Here is a 17,912-nt window from a genome sequence, read left to right as displayed (position 1 = left end):
TAATCTGGCTTTTCTTTGTGAAACATGGCCTTACCTCACAAACTGTTTTCTTTTAGTATACTCCTAAACAGAGCAAAAAGCTCTTAGAAATGTAATTCCAAGAGCTTTGTCTTCAGTCTGAAACGCTCCACCGGAGCGTTTTTTTCATCTAAGTTTGTCTGTAAATAGTATAAAAGCTTTTGAGATTAGATATAGGAAGGAAAATAAGCCTTCCCACACTTCTGCTATTCGGTTGAACCTAGTCCCGATTGTTCTTTTTCTGTTAATTTACCATTGGTAAAGTTAATAATCATCTGGCCTTGCTTCTGTCCCTTAGCCAATTTGAGATTGCTAGACCAAACAGCTTGAAGTTCTGTTTGATCCGATGAAGCAGCCTCAGACAAGCTGTCAGGTGCACCGTATTTTGCGACCATATCGGCATAGGCTAAACCATCTTTTAAATTATTATAGTCCTTAGCTGAAAAATTGGTTTCACGTTTATAGGAATAACCCTTAATAGAACGTACCAAGGCACTATCGTTGAAGAGCTTCACTTCAACGCTGACATCATCAAAAGTCCAAGTGTAGACCTCCAAGGTAATATTACCTGAGCTTGGTTTTTCCTGCTTGTGACTGGTCGGTTCGCCAAAATACTTTTTGAGCTGGGATAAATTAGTTCCTCCAGCAAAATCATTATCAGCCTTGCCAAGGCTTACCTTATCAAAATTTTTACGCACATTATCATGATTGTCACTGCTTTGTAAAGTACTAGAGGAAAGTGATAAAGACGATGAACTAGTCGTTTTCTTATCGTTGTCCTTGTGACAAGCCACCAATAAAATGGCTGCTAATAAGGCCATCAATCCTACTGCTACTTTTTTCATTATCAACACCCTTTCTCTTTCCCAACCAGTTTGATATGGAGCCGGTGGGAGTCGAACCCACGTCCAAACATCCGCCAACATATTTGTCTACAACCATAGGTTATGTCTTGATTTGACCAAGAGACGACACATAACTCAAGTCCTCACTTAGCGAGCCTATAGATCTCCTTTTAATCAGCTAGGCTATGATTAAACGTAGCTTGCTGCTAATGAAACCTTCTGACGAACACAAGCAATCCGCTAGAAGATTACGCGAGCTGGTGTTTAGGCAGCTACTGCGTAAGAATTTGTATTTTTTGCAGTTATATTTAACTGAGCGTTAACGACGCCACCCGAGTTGCAAAATATATCGCACAATGCCTGTCGAATCCGTAACGACCCCTAAAAACATCACTTTGGCAATTATAACAAATCCGCTAAAAAATAGCAAAAATATATATTTTGGGGTATAATCAGACTATGTATAAGTTTGCCAAAAAGGCCATAGAGTGGCTGGGGATTGCTATCCTAATTATCAGTGCTATTTTAGTCATTTGGTTGTTTAAAGATGGGACGCTGAGTGATTTCGATGCATTTAAAAACTGGGTCTCTCAGTACAAGGTTCTCTCCCCACTGATTTTTATTTTAATTCAGATTATACAAGTAGTGCTCCCGATCATTCCCGGCGGGGTTACTACTATCGTTGGATTTGCTGTATTTGGTTTTTGGCAGGGACTCCTTTATAATTCTATAGGTATCATCATTGGCAGTATCATTCTTTTTTCTCTCGTCCAACACTTCGGTCGTAAATTTATCTTACTCTTCACTAAAGAAGAAACTTTTAAACGATACGAAGCCAAGCTGGAAAGTCCAGGTTATGAACGCCTTTTTATCCTATGTATGCTTTCGCCCGTTTCACCAGCGGATCTGATGGTCATGGTAACTGGCTTGACCAATATGTCTCTAAAAAAATTTTCTATTATCATGCTTATAACGAAGCCTATTTCTGTTATCGGCTATAATCTCATTTGGGAACTAGGAGGCAAATGGGCTTATTACCTCTTTGGCTTTACTAAAAAATAAAAGAATCGTGACCTTAGTTAACACGATTCTTTTATAATGGTCACTTATTTAGGCCATGGAGCGAACATAAGTATCCACAGCAAGCAAAGCATCAGCCACATTGGTAGCTGTAATAGTAAATGGCATCTGATGGATAGTTTCTGTATCAATTGTTGCTTGTTGGCCAACTCTAAGCAGATCCTCATAGGAGGCTTGCCCCAAATGCATCTCTTCTAGGGTTGTTGGCATGCCAATAGCTTGGTAAAAATGAATATATTTATTAATTTCTTCTTCCGATCGATTTTCCAAGAAAAGCTGTGTTAATGTTCCATAGGCAACTTTTTCCCCGTGAGTAAGATGATGAATATCACCTTCTAAAGCTGTAAAACCATTATGAATAGCATGCGCAGCAGCTAATCCACCGCTTTCAAATCCAAGTCCGCTAAGTAAAGTATTTGCCTCAACCACATTTTCAAGGGCCTTTGTGACCACTTGGGCCTCACAGCTCGCCAGTGCTTTAAGTCCGTCTGCAAATAATGTTTCCTCGCAAGCCTGAGCAATGGCTAGCCCAGCCAAAGTTTGACTTGCACCCGCCATGGTTTCACCATTTTTTTGCATGACTGCTCGCGCCTCTACCCAAGTAGCTAGCCCATCTGCAACCCCTGAAGCAAGCAACCTGACAGGCGATCTGCTGATTACTCTGGTATCTACTAGGACCAAGTCTGGATTTTTTGAGTAGAAAATATATTTTTCAAAGGCCCCTTCGTCTGTATAAATAACCGATAGCGCCGAAGTCGGAGCATCTGTGGAGGCAACCGTAGGAGCAATAATAACTGGTAAATCTAATAGATCTGCAATGGCCTTGGCGCTATCTATTGTCTTACCACCACCTAGACCAATGATTAGATTGCTCTGATCCTCTTTTGCAATAGCAACGACACGATTAATTTCATTTTCAGATGCTTCGCCATTAAAACTAACCCGAGTAGTCAAAATACCGCAGCCTCGCAAGTGAGACTCCTACTCCTCCCCAATAATTTCATAAACACGGTCATCACAGAGCAAAATTGGACTATTTCCTAGTTCTAAAATGATTTTATCGTTCTCAAACAAAGCTTTTTCACCTTGAATATAACGAGATGGACTTGCAAAAATTTTCATAATGCCCTCCTTTTTTCTATTCTAAATATAGTTACGCCCTTGTGTTTCCTTCCAATCAGCTGTAAAATCATCAACCGCTTTTTGGATTGATGGGTTCTCCAAACCAGATTCATATACTGCTCCACTAGCTGTTACAGCGTGAGCACCGGCTGTTAATGCCTTATTCATCTGGGCAACATTTTTGAAACTAGCAGCCAAAATCTTAGTTGAGCTACCTTTATTTTGAATAGCTTGTGCCAGTTGGGTAATCACTATTTCAGAATCCGTATTAAGGTTCTCCATTCTATTATAATAAGGTGCCAGATAATCAGCGTCGGCTTCAATTGCTAAAAGTCCTTGAAAAAGGCTATAAATAGCTGTTGCTGTGATATTGAATCCCTGTTTTTTAAGCTCTTTCATCGCTGCTAATCCTGCAGCAGAGACAGGAATTTTAATATAAAGATTACCCCCCAACTCATTTCTGAGCTTATGAGCATCCTTAATAATGCCCTTGACATCAGCTGCTACAACCTGTGCATGAAAACTAGATTTTTCACCGATAATTTTACGAATTTTTCGAGCTTGTTCAAAGAAGTCAATATTGCCTTCTTTTTTGACAATTGAAGGATTTGACGTTACGCCAGCTAGAGGTAAAATAGCTGCCCATTTTTCAATTTCTTCTAAATTTACAGTATCAAGCATAAATTCCATTGAAATTCTCCTTTAAACGGTAGCCATAATATTAAATCATGTATCTTCGATAAGACCTTATAAAGCTAACTGATTTTGCAGCACATAAAAGGATAACAACCACCAATGAAGTGGTACTGAAAGCGCCAAAAATTTGAAAAGCTAAAAAATATCTTACCCATAGACAGATTGCTACAGTCTCAAATAAAGCTATCCTAATCAAGGGTACCGTAACACATAACTATTACAGTTTATTTGAGTTAGTATTTCAATTACATTTCGATGTTAAATCGCTTAGCAAGTTATCGCAATCGCTAACTATTCTTGATAATTATTAAGATAATTATGGATCTCTCCACTAACAAATTGATACCTAAAGAAAATCAAATACAGGGCTGCTTAATGGGCTAAAATAGTCTGGAATAAGCCCTGTTTTAGGTCACCACCTCTAGAAAACAACCAGAGAAGTGCTGGGGACCAAAATTAAAAATTATTGGGCTGGTTCCCACTCCCATCATAAGTACCACAACATATCATGAGATTTTCAAAGAGCGTAAATCTCATAAGAGGTTAAAAATTGCTTTATGAGGATATAAAAAACCCCCAGCTGTTAGCTGAAGGTTTTATCCATCCTGAGGGAATCGAACCCCCATCTCAAGAACCGGAATCTTACGTGATATCCATTACACTAAGGATGGCGACGCTTAATATTATACCACGACAAGACAAAAGTTGCCATAGGAAAATAACAATCCGATGGAAAACAATCGCGAACTCTCTAATTCCTGAAATCAGGGGATCTTAAGTTAACAAGTGAGGAAAAGAGAAATCAGTAGACAGAGTCCTGATTTTCCTCGTTTTTTATAGTAAGTCAATAATCAATTTTAAATTCAAAACAGTCAGCAAGCTTGCAATCAAATAAGCCGTTATCATATTCCATCTAGCGTTGCTGTAGCCTCCCATCAGCTTTCGACTAGATGTGAAATAAATCAGAGGAAAGATCGAAAAAGGCAGAGCAAGAGACAAAAAAACTTGAGAGTAAACAATCAGCTGATCCAGCACCTTCTCTTGACCACCCCAAATCAGCGTTGCTAGCATTACAGGTAAAAGAGCCAATAAACGTGTCAATAACCTAATAGCCCACTGCGGTAGGCGAAGATTTAAAAAACCTTCCATAACAATTTGTCCGGTTAGAGTTCCTGTAATCGTTGAATTTTGCCCGCTCGCTAGGAGAGCTACGGCAAAAAGGGTGGACAAAAAACCACTGGCAACACTGCCAGCAATAGTTGGATCCGCAAGCGCATTGTACATCTGCGTAAAGGCACTAATCTTGCTGGCATGACCATAAAATAGGGAAGCCCCCAAAACCAAAAGTAAGGAATTAACAACAAAAGCTAAGCTCAGCTGAATATTAGAATCCCAAGTCATAAAGCGAATTGCCCGACGAATAGCCATTGGATTATCATAATCAACCCGCCTTGTCTGCGAAATAGATGAGTGGAGATAGAGGTTGTGTGGCATTACTGTCGCCCCGATAATCCCTAAGGCCAAGGTCAGCTTGGTATGAGCACCGACCTGATGAACGTCAAAAATTGAAGGACTGGGGACAAAGCCCTTGAATATGCCAGTGATGCTTGGATGCGAAATAAGCGTTAAATAAGCAAAAATAAGTAGAATGGTCAAAATCAAAGTCGATACAATCGCTTCGATCTTACGAAAACCCAGCTTCATCAATGACAGAAGCAAAAAGACATCCAAAATCGTTGCAAAAACGGCGACCATCAAGGGCCAGCCAAATAAAAGATGCAGGGCAATCCCAGAACCGATGATTTCTGCTAAATCAGTCGCCATTAGAGCTAACTCAATGATAACAAAAAGACCATAACGCAGCCATTTGGGCAGATGAGCCGCTGTCGCCTGAGCCAAGTCCTGACGTGTCACAATACCTAACTTTCCGGCCATCTGCTGCAACTGCATGGCCATCAAGGACGAAATCAAAACAATAGATAGAAGCAAATACTTATAGCTGGCTCCACCCACAACACTTGTGATCCAATTGCCAGGATCCATATAGCCGACTGCCACTAGAGCACCCGGACCAATGAAAGCACGTAAGCTTTGCCAAAAAGAAGCGCCTTCAGGAACATCGACACTTTGGTTAACCTCATCGAGTGAGCGTTTTTCCGCTGAGTTTGGACTATGATGCGTTTTCAAAAGAGAACCTCTTTTCTAACTATATTCAACTAGATTCATTATAGCACATATCAGCACAGCCAGCGATTTGGACAAATATCCCCCCCCTCCCATAAGAAAAACACAATAATTTGTAGGTATTAAAAAGAGCCTGAGACAAAGGTCCCAGTACCCTTTATAGCAATCGTTTTTTGCTATTTCACTCTTCGTTTCGTTAGCTGCACATAGTGTTAGACAGCAGCTCCGTCAGCTCCGAAGTAATACCAACGGCCATCTACTCTGACATAACGATTTTTAACACGTTCACCAGAAACTGCATCATAGTAGTATCTACGACCATTAATCGTAACCATAATACCCTTGGCTTGCTGACCTGTAGTTGGATCAAAATACAATTCTTGATTATTGATCTTCTGTTCTCCCTTAACAGCTACACCATTAGCATCATAATAGTACCATTGATTTGAGTTAGCGGCAGCTTCAGCAAAAGTATTTGTGACTAAAGATCCTGAGTCAGCATCATAGTGACGACGGCTGCCATCAGCAGCTACAACGCTGATTCCCTTAGCTTGTTTACCAGTCGCTTCATCAAAATAGAGCCTTTGACCATTGATACTTTGTGCTCCTTTGACGACATGGCCATCAGCATCAGCATAGTACCAAGCATTGTCACCTGTCGTGAAGAACTCAGCAGTCTTTCGATCACCTGAATTAGCATCATAGTAAGCAATTTGACCGTCCTGATCCGTCACAAAATCACCCTTAACCTGGATGCCTGAATCTGGATGGAAGTAAAGTGTCTGACCATTAACAGCCACTTGCCCTTTGGCCTGTTTGCCAGTCGCTTCATCAAAGTAATACCAGTTACCATCCATATTGCGGAAGCCCTTGACAACATAGCCATTAGCATCAGCATAGTACCAGTCATCACCGATTGAGAAGAAGTCTTTGACTAATTTAGCACCTGAGTTAAGATCATAATAACGCTGTCTGCCATTAGCATCTGTAAGGAAGCCCTTAGTTTGAGCTCCTGTTGTCTCATCGAAATGAAGCACAGCGCCATTGATGGTCACTTCACCCTTAGCAGCTATACCATGCTCATCGAAATAATACCAGTTATTGTCAACCTTAGCAAAATCATTCTTAATCATATTACCAGAATTTTCTGCGAAATAGCGAATGTTACCATCTTCATCAGTGATCATCTTGCCCTTAGCTTGGTAACCGTCTTGATCGAAGTAATAGGTAGCACCCTCAATCGTTTTAAGACCTGTGGCCATCACATTGTTTGCATCGATGTAGCGATAAACTAGGTTGTTGGGATCTGCTGGATCTACAGATGAGTACCAATTTGGTCCAGTAAATAGCATACCTGTCTTACCGTAGTAATGACGATCGCCTTTCTCATCTTGATAGATCGTGTCACGCAACTGAACACCATTTGACAGGAAGAAGTAAGTCTTGCCATTATCTGCTTTATAAGCTCCTGTTACCATATAGCCATCTTTATCAAAGTAATAGTAATGACCGCCCTCATAAACGAAGGAGGATACCGCCTTATTGCCAGATGTAGAGCGGTAAGTCATACCTTTACCATCAAAGTAGAAACCAGTTTGTGCACTCGTATCTCCTGTCAGAGCGGCTGGCAAGAAGTCACCCTTGTCATTAACAGTAAAGTATTTGCCAGTTGCATCATCACTGAGGACATATCCAGCACCCTTTTTAAGAATGTTAGTTCCATTGAAATACTTAGCTTCCCAAGTCTTAATTTTTGTTGACGTATCAAGTTTTTGTCCATTAGAAATCATCGGAACTTCGAACATGCTTGGGTATTTAGCCTTGAGCTCATCTAAGAATTCACCACCGTACTGTGCTTGGTAATCCTTACCACTACTCTTGGTATTAGCGGCATATAATGAGTGATCAATCTCAGCGTCAACAACTTCTTTACCGTAACTATCAATACGTGTAGCTGTCACAATTTCTTCACCTGGTAATGAATAAACTTGGTCCGGTACCCAATCGGCAATTGCTTGGATCCCTGCAGCATGGAGAGCCTTAAGCGCATTGGCCAAATCTTCCTTAGAACCATATTTATTATTTTGGCTCATAGCTAGGTCATAGCGGTCATCAAAAGCATAGCCATTTTTAATAATGGAATCAATGAAGGTGCCATCATCTGTTGATACGTACTGCGGTGCCATTTCAAAGGAAGTCACACCCCAAGCCTTAAAGAGATCGGCATTTTCAGCAATTCGCTTATTGGTATATTCAGAATCATTAGTAGCAAAGTCTTGGAAATTTGAGAAACCTTCATAGATCAGCTGTGAATCCAGAGCTGCTGAGGTCTTGTAGGTTAAGTCATCTGAACTCTTAGCTTCTTCACTAGCTGCTACACGAATATCCTGATTAGCCTGTGCCCCAACCGGTACCCAAACAGCCAGATAGCCGCTCATATCAACTGTTGAATAACCTTTGATATCATCAGCTGTAAAGGTCAAGTTCCCATTTTCATCTGTATATTTAACCAGATTAGTATCAGCATCAGTCAAGTAAGATTTGACACCATCCTGCGTACCTAACAGCAGAGGGCGATAGGCCTGATTAGCATGGACTTGCCCCACATTAACGGTAACCGTATCGTTAGCTGCTAAGGACAGGTTAGGATTATTGCTCACCAAGGTTACCATACCCGACGTACGACTAAGATCTGTTCCCTGACTGTCATCAGCCGTCATAATATCTTGGCCGAAGCGGACAGATGTTAAAACTTCTTGGCCAGAGTCAGTCTTGGCAACATTCATAGCTTGACCACCAGATACGTAGGCAATACGAGCCCGCATCAAGGTATCAATAGCATCAAAGTAAGGCGATTTAGTAGCCATATACTGGCCATCATCTGTATACAAATCACCATAATAAACCCGAGGCACAGATTCCATATTGCTCAATAAGAGGGCATAGGCGGCTGGAATATTATAATGGGTATAGGTCTTTTCAACCTTGTTCATGTCTTCATTGTAAATTTTGAAGGCCTCTTTGAGCTGATCCAAGGTAAAGGTATAACCATCCGTTGTTGTATCAATTTCCTTAGCGATAATCTTGGCAATAATCGTTTGTACCTCACTGTCGTGAGCCCGTACAAAGGAATAATTAGCGATTGTATCGCCATAAGCCGAGTCGTTGCGGCGTTCCTTATTCAGCGTATCGGTAATCAAGCTTTCCAATCCCTGCCGCTGATCAAGCTGTCTTGTTAAGGTTGACAGAGCAGCTAGACGAGAATAGTTATCAATAGAGATAGCAGCGCCGTTCGTATCAATATTATATTGATTATCGTTATAACTCCATGCTTCAAGGATGGAAATATGTGCTAAAGCATCAGCTTCTGATTTATTGACGCCGTAATATTCTTGGAAGTAATTAGTATAGACCTGAAGGAGGTCGGCATTGACATTATCAACCGCATCAACCCGTACACCATCAAAGTTAGCTTGGTCATCACCCATGACAATCGAGCCCCAGTTCATCAAATAATGCAGCTGGTTGAGCATTTCTGCTTGAACTACTGGATTCGAATTATCCACATCATTGGACAGCAAGAATTCGTAACCACCAATTGGGTTACTGTCAGCGAAATAACGCTGCTGACCAGTTTGTGTAGTTGGAGTGCGATTGAGCAAACGATAATCCGAATTGGCCCATGGTGTTAAATCACTATTATTGTAGAGTAAAGCACCATGTTGCAGATGGTCGTTGCGGTTGAGATTTTCCGAGTCAACATTCCACTTCGACTGCTGGGTGACGAAAGCCTTAATAGCCGAGCGAAGCCACTCTGTATTGTTCTCAGCTGTGATACGCTGCTCAATCTTCGTTTGAATAAGCTGAGCTGCTTTATTAAGGGCAACTTGCGAAGTTTCGTTCGTAAAGTTTTCATTATCTGAACCGAGGTAATCCGACATATAATTCAGATAAGCTACCTGCGTGTCCTTATCAGGCCACCAGCTCATCAGAACTGGACGTAAATCATCCGCTGTCGAAGCTTCCCAAGTTTGACCATTGCGCAAGATTGATTCTGGACGATACCAGCTGTTAGCTGTCAAATAGCCATCAACCAACTCAAAACTCTCAGCATTAGAATTGTAAGCCTTATTATGAGCTGTAAAATCATCAACCAAGTTGGTCAAGCCTTGTGAGAATGAGTAGGTTGATGTGCTGGAAAGCGCACCAGTATCAGCGTCAAAGTAAAGCATTTGACCATTGACTGTGATGGCAAAATTCTTTTTATAGCTGCCATCTGGCTGAACATAATAGTAATTCCCATCGATCTGCTTAACATTATCAAGAGACATAGCCGCCTCTTTTTCCTGATCAGTCAGGTCGGCTGCTTGAGCTGGGGCAGTTTCCACTGCAGCCACATCACGGCGCTCGACCCTAACTCCGTCGGAAGCTGGAACCTTCTCCTGCTCAGCAGCAGTTTGATTGGCAGCCTCTCGCTCTGGTGCTGTTTCCTGATCTGCTGGGGTTTCAGTCGTTTCCTCTGAAGACTGTGAACTACCCGCTGCAGAAACTTCGGTACTTTCTTCGGCAGGGGCACTAGATTCAGCTGGAAGTTCAGTATTGGCATCGTCAGAGGAAGCTGAATCTGAAGCTACAGCTCCCGTCTCCTGACTACCGTCATCTGCTGCAGCGACCTGTTCGCTAGCTGTCGCTTCATCTGCCGATACATGGCTATCACTGACAGAACCCATACCAATGATGCTAAGCAAACCAATAGTGGCCACGGCTATAGTTACCCACTGTTTTTTAACCTTGTGTAGTTTATAACGTAGTTTTTTTTCCATTAGGATTACTCCTTCAAGCCTTAGGCTTTAAATTATTTAGTTAAATGTACTGAGCACCAGTACTCCCTTAACCGCCAAACATGATAGCATTTTTACTTTACAAACCTACTATTTCTGATGTCATTTTCTTTGTTAATTATTTCAACTCAGTAACATTGCAATCCCTTGTCATTCATGGCATTTCCAAGACTTTGATTTCCATTTTCTGCAAAAAATAATGTATTTCTGAAAGCGTTTTTCTATAAAGTTTTTTCCTCAATCAGTTCAAAAAATCATTACAAGATATCGTAGACGATTACACCATAAAGAGTCGAGCACCGAGGCCAGTTCCAAAAAAAGCTGAATATACTTGAAGTATTCTCGAGTTGGCTTTAAGCAGCAACACTCAAGCAATACCAGCGACCATTGATTAAATATTTTCCCTACCTACTAGCAGTCTTTAAAAAGAGACGAAAAAAGCCCCAAGTTTAAGGCTTCTTCCTGACTAATAAAGATTTTTTTCCACTTCTTGCTTAACATACTCCCACTCCTGCTGGGCTCTAGCCAATTTGCGCTGATAGTCTGCTAAACCTTGGCTAGCATACTGAACAAGATAGTTTTGCTTGACAGGCGGTAACTTAGGAATTGGTATTTCCAATAGCTGAGCTGTTGAAATATTAAGAATTCCCTTACCGTGGTCTGCAGTTGCCAAGAGTTCTTGACCCAGATCCGATTCTAAAAAGAGCTTCAAATAAAAACCACTAACCTCCCCAATCGGACGTAAAACTGTAATATTTGAAGAAGCAACGATAGGATAATCCTGCTCTTCAAACACAGCTACCTTTTTAACCGTCCCTTTAGAAGCTACCAAAACATCACCAGTTTCTAAAAGATACTTGGGCAACTTGTCCTTTGATTCTTGAAAGGTTTTAAGCTGACCGTAGTCAATACCAAATTCTGTCATGTCAGATAAATTGATGTAGCTAATCTCCCCTGGCTCTGCTTTACTAGAGACGGCCTTCCCTTTAAAAGCACGCACCACCTGACCAAGAGGCACTTTTACGATCTGATTGGCAAGATATCCTTCTATCAACGCCATATGCATTCTCTCCTTCTCCTCTTATTTATCCATATCTGGTCCTGTAGCCAATATGGAAATCGCAATATACCTGCTCTATCATACCCTAATTTCTTAAGAAAATCAAAAGAATATGCAAAAGAACCCCTATAAATGACCATTTGGGGGCTATTAAAGGGGTTTTAATTTATTTTTATAAAGCCTTGAGCGCTGCGATCGCTGCCTCATAGTCAGGCTCTGAATTAACGTTCTCCAAATACTCAGTATAGCGCACTGTATTGGTTTCATCCAAAACCAGCACAGCCCGTGCTAAAAGGTGCCATTCTTCCATTAGCAGCCCATAAGCCTTGGCAAAACTATTATCATAGTAATCCGACAGCATGATAACATCCTCCAAATCCTGCGCACCGCACCAACGCTCTTGGGCAAAGGGGAGATCTGCCGATACTGTAATCACAAGAGTATCAGGCCTTGCAGCCAAGTCTCGGTTAAACGTCCGCGTCTGAGTAGAACAAAGACCCGTATCAATTGAAGGAACGATACTGATGACCTTTTTCCCTTGAAAATCAGATAAATGCTTTTTAGTCAAATCTGTCGCTGTTAAGGTAAAATCATGTGCTATATCCCCTACTTGCAACTGTTTAGCTTTATCAACCTTTACAGGTTTTCCTAAAAATGTTGGCATATTGCTCCCTGCTTTCTAGCCATCCATCAACGGCACCTACATGGTAACGCTTTTTTTAGGAGATTGCCAAGATTTTGACTATAAATTATTTGCCTTGAAAGGCTTGAAAGAGTTCAAGAATCTTATCGGCAATCGCTTGGTTATCAGCTTCAACTTGATCATCAGCGTAAGTCTTTAGATAAGTAAAACTACCGACTTGGACACCGTAGAGAGCCTCCTTGAACATCTCAATGTCATTTTTATCATTTCCAAAAGCTATGAAGGGCTCCTCATCAAGAATTTCCAAGATAGTCGAAGCCTTGCTAACTTGGTTAGGATTAAGATAAAGGCATTTTTCTTGTTCATGGTAAAAGAGCTCCAGTTTATCGGTGGACTTGATCTGATATGAGATATCAGCCACTAATTCTTCGTGATTACCCATATAGATAACCATTTTAATAGGATGTTCCAGCTCTTCCGCTGCTATCTTATTAGCTAGACTCAGGGGGTCAACCAAATTGATAAAAGGAATATGCTCCTCATTGCCCGTTGCATAATTAAAAGAATTATCAACAAAATATGGCAAATTGTAAGTACGGCAATAACTGAGAGCCTCACGATAGACTTCCGTATCCAAATTGTACTCTAGCACTAGCCGGCCTTGATTGTAGACCAGCCCTCCATTCAAGCCGATAACGCGCTCCTTGGCCAGCTCCTCACCTAGCATATCAACGGAATCCCGATACGACCTAGCTGACGCAAAAACGACAGTATGCCCAAAATCTTTGGCTTTACCAAGTACTGCTTTGATTTTACTATCTATACTAAACCCATCAAAAGACAGGGTACCGTCCAAATCAAAAATAAAATGCATCGCACATCTCCTATTCTTACGCACTTCCCTACGATTATAACAAAAAACTAGGCCGAAACCTAGATTTTATTGGACATTTATGACGCTACTGCTACTTTTTTGCGAATTTTTAAATAGAGAAAGAGGCAAACTAAGGATAGCACGAATACCGTCAAAATACTTCCCTCTACACCAAAAGCACCACCACTCAAATATGAAGCTCCTTTTAACTGCAACTGAATAATAGATGATGGCAAGGCAGCTGTGCCGGAAACTGGAATACCAAAAACAGAACCTTGAAAGCAATTCCACGCCGCATGAAGTCCAAAGACTCCCCAGATATTGCCCTTCCAAACGACATAGAGGCACATCATGAGACCAAATAATATGACCACTAAGAGAGAAAGGATGGTTACATGAGCATTTGGCAGATGTAATAAGCCAAACAGAAGCGAAGCTACCATGACGGCCGTAAACTTCCGATGGTGGCTAGCCACTGCTGGCATTAACCAGCCTCTAGTCAAGAGTTCCTCAGCTCCACTCTGAACTTGCCAAGCAAGTATATATAATAATAGGAATCCTAAGCTTTTAGCTGAGATATTAATTTTTTCCAACTCGACCATTCCAAAAAGGCTCAATAAAACCACCATAATACTAAAAAGCCCTGCACCGATCAACCACCCCTTAGCCAGTTCTCTACCTGCCTTCCTCTTAAACAGACCCAGCGAGGAAATAGGGCGCTTCTCCACCCATTTTACCCAACCAAAGACAGCAAGATAAATACCCCAGAAGGCAAACAGTCCAATTAAGGTAGAAACATCTGTTGAAAATGGTAGACTGGTTTGTATTTCTCCAGACAGATTAGGGACTGGAGAACCATTCCCCAGAAAATAAATCAAAATAACAGGTACTAGGCTAAAACCACCTATCAGAGTTCCTAAAAATAAGAGCATCAGGGCAATAAGGATCAATAATATAATTGATTTCGTTATCTTCCCCTTCGCTGTTTCGGTAAAAAGATCGGACTGCATCTTACAACCTCCTTTTTATCAGGTACTAAGTCGCTCAAATTATCCAACGGATAATTTGAAATTGGAATTAAGCTTGCAAAGCAAACATCAATGGGCGACTCAAAAGACAATAGAAAAGTTGACACAGTGGCTGAGGGTAAGACTAAGTCGGCTAAGCCAATAAGTCTTACCCCTGCACAGTAGGTACTTTAGCACCAATGAACCACTGCTGATTGAAGGTCCTTATTTAGGGCGTACTCGCATTTTCCGATATTCCTTAAAAGTCCCATTGGACCTTTTAATCCTTACAAGCGATAGCGGCGAGTGTGCTGAGCGCCATTAATCTTATTTCTAATTTCAAAAGGCTCTCTTTTTATTTTGTAATATTTAGCACCACTCATCTACTGCAGTTTGACCAGCAATACGGCCAAAAGTAAAAATGTCAGTCAAGGAGTTGCCACCCAAACGATTACCAGCATGAAGACCGCCAGCTACTTCTCCTGCTGCATAGAGGCCTGAGATAACACGACCTTGTCGGCTGATAACATGGGCTTGGGTATCAATTTTCAGACCACCCATGGTATGGTGAACTGCCGGTTTTCTAGGAGTTGCATAGAAGGGTGCTTTTTCACATTTAAGATCAAAGCTGCCTTTATTGAATTCAGGATCGTAACCGCTATCAACATAACGATTGTAATTCGTAATAGTTTCAACCAAAACTTTCGGATCAATAGCAATTTGCTCTGCTAACTCTTCTAGAGTATCGGCACGATAGAGCGTGCCTGCTGTCACCTGTGCTTCAATTTTTTCATCACTAGTGTTGTAAGCTGTTTGTTTGATATTATCGTCCGCAATCAGATAGAATAACCCACCATTATCAATAGCCGCTTGCGATAATTTATCACGACTGCCATATTCATCAACAAAGCGTTTGCCTTTCCTATTAACCATGATAAAGTTTGCAGGCGGTACCTGCAGGCCGGAAAAGAGAGCGCCAGTTTCCGGATCTGATACAGGCATCATCTGAGTAAAGCCCATGCCAACAAGATCAGCTCCAACACTTTGTCCAAGGATGATGCCATCTCCCGTAATAGCTGGTGAATTAGACGTTCTGATGTCATCATCAATTTCTGTCCAGTAAGTATTGTATTTTTGCAGCATCTTTGTGTTAGCACCGAACCCGCCAGAAGCTAGGACTACCGCCTTAGCATGGACTGTAATTTTTTGACCATTGCGACCAGTACCAATAATACCACGAACAATGCCATCCTCGACAATTAATTCTTTGACTGGGGTATCGGTCAGGATAGTTCCACCATTGTCTCGCACATATTTATCCAATACAGAGATATAAGCATAGCCCATGGGGACTTTCGGCTTGTGACCGCGGCGCCACAGGGCTCCAACCGGCATAGTGACTTCATTACGGTCAAACTCTAAACCGATATCCTCCAGCCATTTAACAGATTCGAGAGCCCGTTCTGTCAAAATTTTAACAAGGTCATAATCACCGTGAATTTCATTACCCTGCAGATCTATTCGCTTACCGCCAATGTAGGTTTGGATACGGTAGAGCAAATTTGAATCGAACAGATAATCTGGATTTTTAAGATAGCTTGCCAGTTCTAACTTCAAAGCACGGAAATCTTCCAGATACTCTGGGTCAATATCACCTTCATCAGTATCATAAAGATTTTTTAGATTTTGGGCTTCTCCAGGATGGGCTGAAAAGCTATTTTGCCACTCAGGCCAAGGCGCATTGATTGGGCCACCTGCACGGACAGTATTACCTCCCAATGCTGGGAATTTTTCAACAACAATAGCGGTCTTACCCTCTTGTAGAACAGCGGCTGCCGCCGCTAAACCTGCACCGCCGCCACCAACAACTGCAACATCAACTATATATTCTTTATCGTTCTTGTCTAAATCAGATGGTGCCTTTGGACGTTTCCGCAATACATCGGGATTCCCCCCTGCCAATTTGACAGCACGGGCAACTCCATCCAAAACGCCATTGCTGGTTACCGAAGCACCAGAAACGGCATCTACATTAAGCGTCTGCCCTTCCAAAATTTCATTTGGAATACGAGTAAAAACGATGTCTGCAATTCCAGAAGATTCTCCAGAACTATCAATATCAATTTTTTCAATTTTCTCATCGGAGAGAGTGACAGCCATCGGCAACTTGCCATTATGTCCTTGCGTCGTTACTTGGTAGGTTCCCGGTTCAAAGCGAATTTCTTCTGGAAGATTAAGCTGATTAGCCACAGTTACGAAACGCAGAAAACGCCAAAAACAGCTATCTAAAAAATCCACCGTCCGCTCGTCTCTTAAGTTTCCTTCACTATCAAAAGCCTTGTGAGCAAATCCAAGCAAGAATTCACTTCCAGGCATAACTCTAGCATTAACACCAGGAGCGTCCAAAATTTGACGTAAATGCAACTGAGCCCGAGATGATCCTTGTTCCGTATAAGAAGCACCTACAATCATAACGGGTTTTCCATCAAGCGGATGAATATTAAAGGACAGCCATTCAAGCAAACTATTCAAACTTGACGGGATTGTATGGTTGTGCTCCGGTGTTGCAATAATAACTCCTTCAGCCTCAGAAATCTTTTGATTAAAACTTTGGATAAGAGGCGATTCCGTCTGATCATCTGTTTCATTAAACATCGGAATGTCTGTGATTTCTAAAATTTCAATGTCAGCTTGTCTTGCAAAATGCTTGACCATAAACTGCAATAGTTTCCGATTGTAAGAAGTTTTTGCATTGGTACCTGTGATAGCTACTAATTTCATAACATTTCTCCTACTCTTTGACATCCCAAACAAAAGCTCTTTTGCGTTCAGTATCAGTTTCCTTAACTAACTGGTTTGTTAAAGTGACAAAGCTCTGAAATTCATCAAAAACATCTTCCAACTCAGCTAGCTTTTCAGGATTGTTAAACTGACCGCCACCTAAAACCTGCTCAGAATTGCCTAAAAGGAATTCATTTCCTGGCATGACACGAGCCTTTAATTCCGGAGCATCAAGAATTTGGCGTAAATGCGCCTGTGCACGTGATGTTCCCAGAGTTCCAAGCGAAGCCCCTACAATCATCGTCGGTTTGTTAATCAAACTACGACTAGTATAAGCGATCCACTCCAAAACAGAAGAAAGGGGGGCTGGTACGGTGTGGTCGTACTCTGGAGTTGCAATAATCACTCCTTCAGCAGCTGCAATTTTTTGGTTGAAGACAGCAATGGAATCAGGAACTACCTTATTTTCCGGTTCATTAAAAGCTGGTAAATCCTTGATTTCCAGCACCTCAATATCAGCTTGGTCAGTAAAATACCTAGCCATAAATTGCAATAGCTTTCGATTGGTTGAACGATTTGAATTCGTTCCTACAATAGCAACCAGTTTCATATTGTTCCTCCTAGTAATCATTAAGATATTAAGCCACCCGAATAATCCAGTGGATAATTCGAAATTGGAAATTGAGCTTGCAAAGAAAAATAAGAAAGACATGACTTTTTAAACTACTGCTCCTGTCAGAGCTACCTTGCTTTTTTAAAAC

Annotated in this window: 11 protein-coding genes, 1 tRNA gene, 1 other RNA gene and 1 pseudogene; 1 reads left to right on the top strand and 13 read right to left on the bottom strand. The window is 41.4% G+C overall.

Annotated features, from left to right (window positions below; genetic code table 11):
* Positions 1-224 precede the first annotated feature (224 nt).
* Together AC4HAL_RS08705 and ssrA are read right to left on the bottom strand one after the other, a co-directional pair.
* Positions 225-863 carry a DUF3862 domain-containing protein gene (locus tag AC4HAL_RS08705; RefSeq protein ID WP_447452141.1) on the bottom strand — a complete coding sequence of 213 codons (639 nt, stop codon included), beginning with the start codon at positions 861-863 and terminating at the stop codon, positions 225-227.
* Between the two features lie 33 nt (positions 864-896).
* Positions 897-1,245: a transfer-messenger RNA gene (ssrA, locus tag AC4HAL_RS08700) on the bottom strand.
* 77 nt (positions 1,246-1,322) lie between these two features.
* On the opposite strand from ssrA, the gene AC4HAL_RS08695 reads away from it, so the two are divergent.
* Entirely contained in the window at positions 1,323-1,925 is a 603-nt protein-coding gene (locus AC4HAL_RS08695) for a TVP38/TMEM64 family protein (protein ID WP_447452142.1), read from the top strand.
* A gap of 48 nt (positions 1,926-1,973) precedes the next feature.
* On the opposite strand, the pseudogene AC4HAL_RS08690 reads toward AC4HAL_RS08695, so the two are convergent.
* From AC4HAL_RS08690 to AC4HAL_RS08640, 11 genes and pseudogenes are all read right to left on the bottom strand, one after another.
* Positions 1,974-3,065, bottom strand: a pseudogene (locus AC4HAL_RS08690) (glycerol dehydrogenase).
* 21 nt (positions 3,066-3,086) lie between these two features.
* Positions 3,087-3,755, bottom strand: a complete 669-nt coding sequence (locus tag AC4HAL_RS08685; RefSeq protein WP_491093838.1) for a fructose-6-phosphate aldolase — start codon at positions 3,753-3,755, stop codon at positions 3,087-3,089.
* Between the two features lie 605 nt (positions 3,756-4,360).
* Positions 4,361-4,432: transfer RNA gene (locus tag AC4HAL_RS08680), tRNA-Arg, on the bottom strand.
* A gap of 163 nt (positions 4,433-4,595) precedes the next feature.
* A complete protein-coding gene (locus tag AC4HAL_RS08675; protein ID WP_491093837.1) occupies positions 4,596-5,948 on the bottom strand; it encodes an Nramp family divalent metal transporter in 1,353 nt (450 codons plus the stop codon).
* 209 nt (positions 5,949-6,157) lie between these two features.
* On the bottom strand, positions 6,158-10,768 hold the full coding sequence (locus AC4HAL_RS08670; RefSeq protein ID WP_491093836.1) for a glycoside hydrolase family 70 protein: 4,611 nt from the start codon (positions 10,766-10,768) through the stop codon (positions 6,158-6,160).
* Positions 10,769-11,252: 484 nt separating this feature from the next.
* Positions 11,253-11,846 (bottom strand): restriction endonuclease subunit S, encoded by a 594-nt coding sequence (locus AC4HAL_RS08665; protein ID WP_491093835.1) that lies wholly within the window; start codon positions 11,844-11,846, stop codon positions 11,253-11,255.
* A gap of 172 nt (positions 11,847-12,018) precedes the next feature.
* Positions 12,019-12,510, bottom strand: coding sequence for a thiol peroxidase (tpx, locus tag AC4HAL_RS08660; protein ID WP_491093834.1), 492 nt, complete (start codon positions 12,508-12,510; stop codon positions 12,019-12,021).
* 85 nt (positions 12,511-12,595) lie between these two features.
* On the bottom strand, positions 12,596-13,363 hold the full coding sequence (locus tag AC4HAL_RS08655) for an HAD-IIB family hydrolase (protein WP_491093833.1): 768 nt from the start codon (positions 13,361-13,363) through the stop codon (positions 12,596-12,598).
* Positions 13,364-13,440: 77 nt separating this feature from the next.
* Entirely contained in the window at positions 13,441-14,373 is a 933-nt protein-coding gene (locus AC4HAL_RS08650; RefSeq protein ID WP_491093832.1) for a CPBP family intramembrane glutamic endopeptidase, read from the bottom strand.
* Between the two features lie 366 nt (positions 14,374-14,739).
* Positions 14,740-17,151, bottom strand: coding sequence for a flavocytochrome c (locus AC4HAL_RS08645; RefSeq protein ID WP_491093831.1), 2,412 nt, complete (start codon positions 17,149-17,151; stop codon positions 14,740-14,742).
* A 10-nt stretch (positions 17,152-17,161) separates the two neighbouring features.
* Positions 17,162-17,761 carry an NADPH-dependent FMN reductase gene (locus AC4HAL_RS08640; RefSeq protein WP_491093830.1) on the bottom strand — a complete coding sequence of 200 codons (600 nt, stop codon included), beginning with the start codon at positions 17,759-17,761 and terminating at the stop codon, positions 17,162-17,164.
* Positions 17,762-17,912: the final 151 nt, after the last annotated feature.

The sequence above is a fragment of the Streptococcus sp. ELY_125 genome, assembly GCF_058314535.1.
Note: the sequence above shows the minus strand (reverse complement) of the source record. Positions and strands in the feature narration are given on the sequence as shown.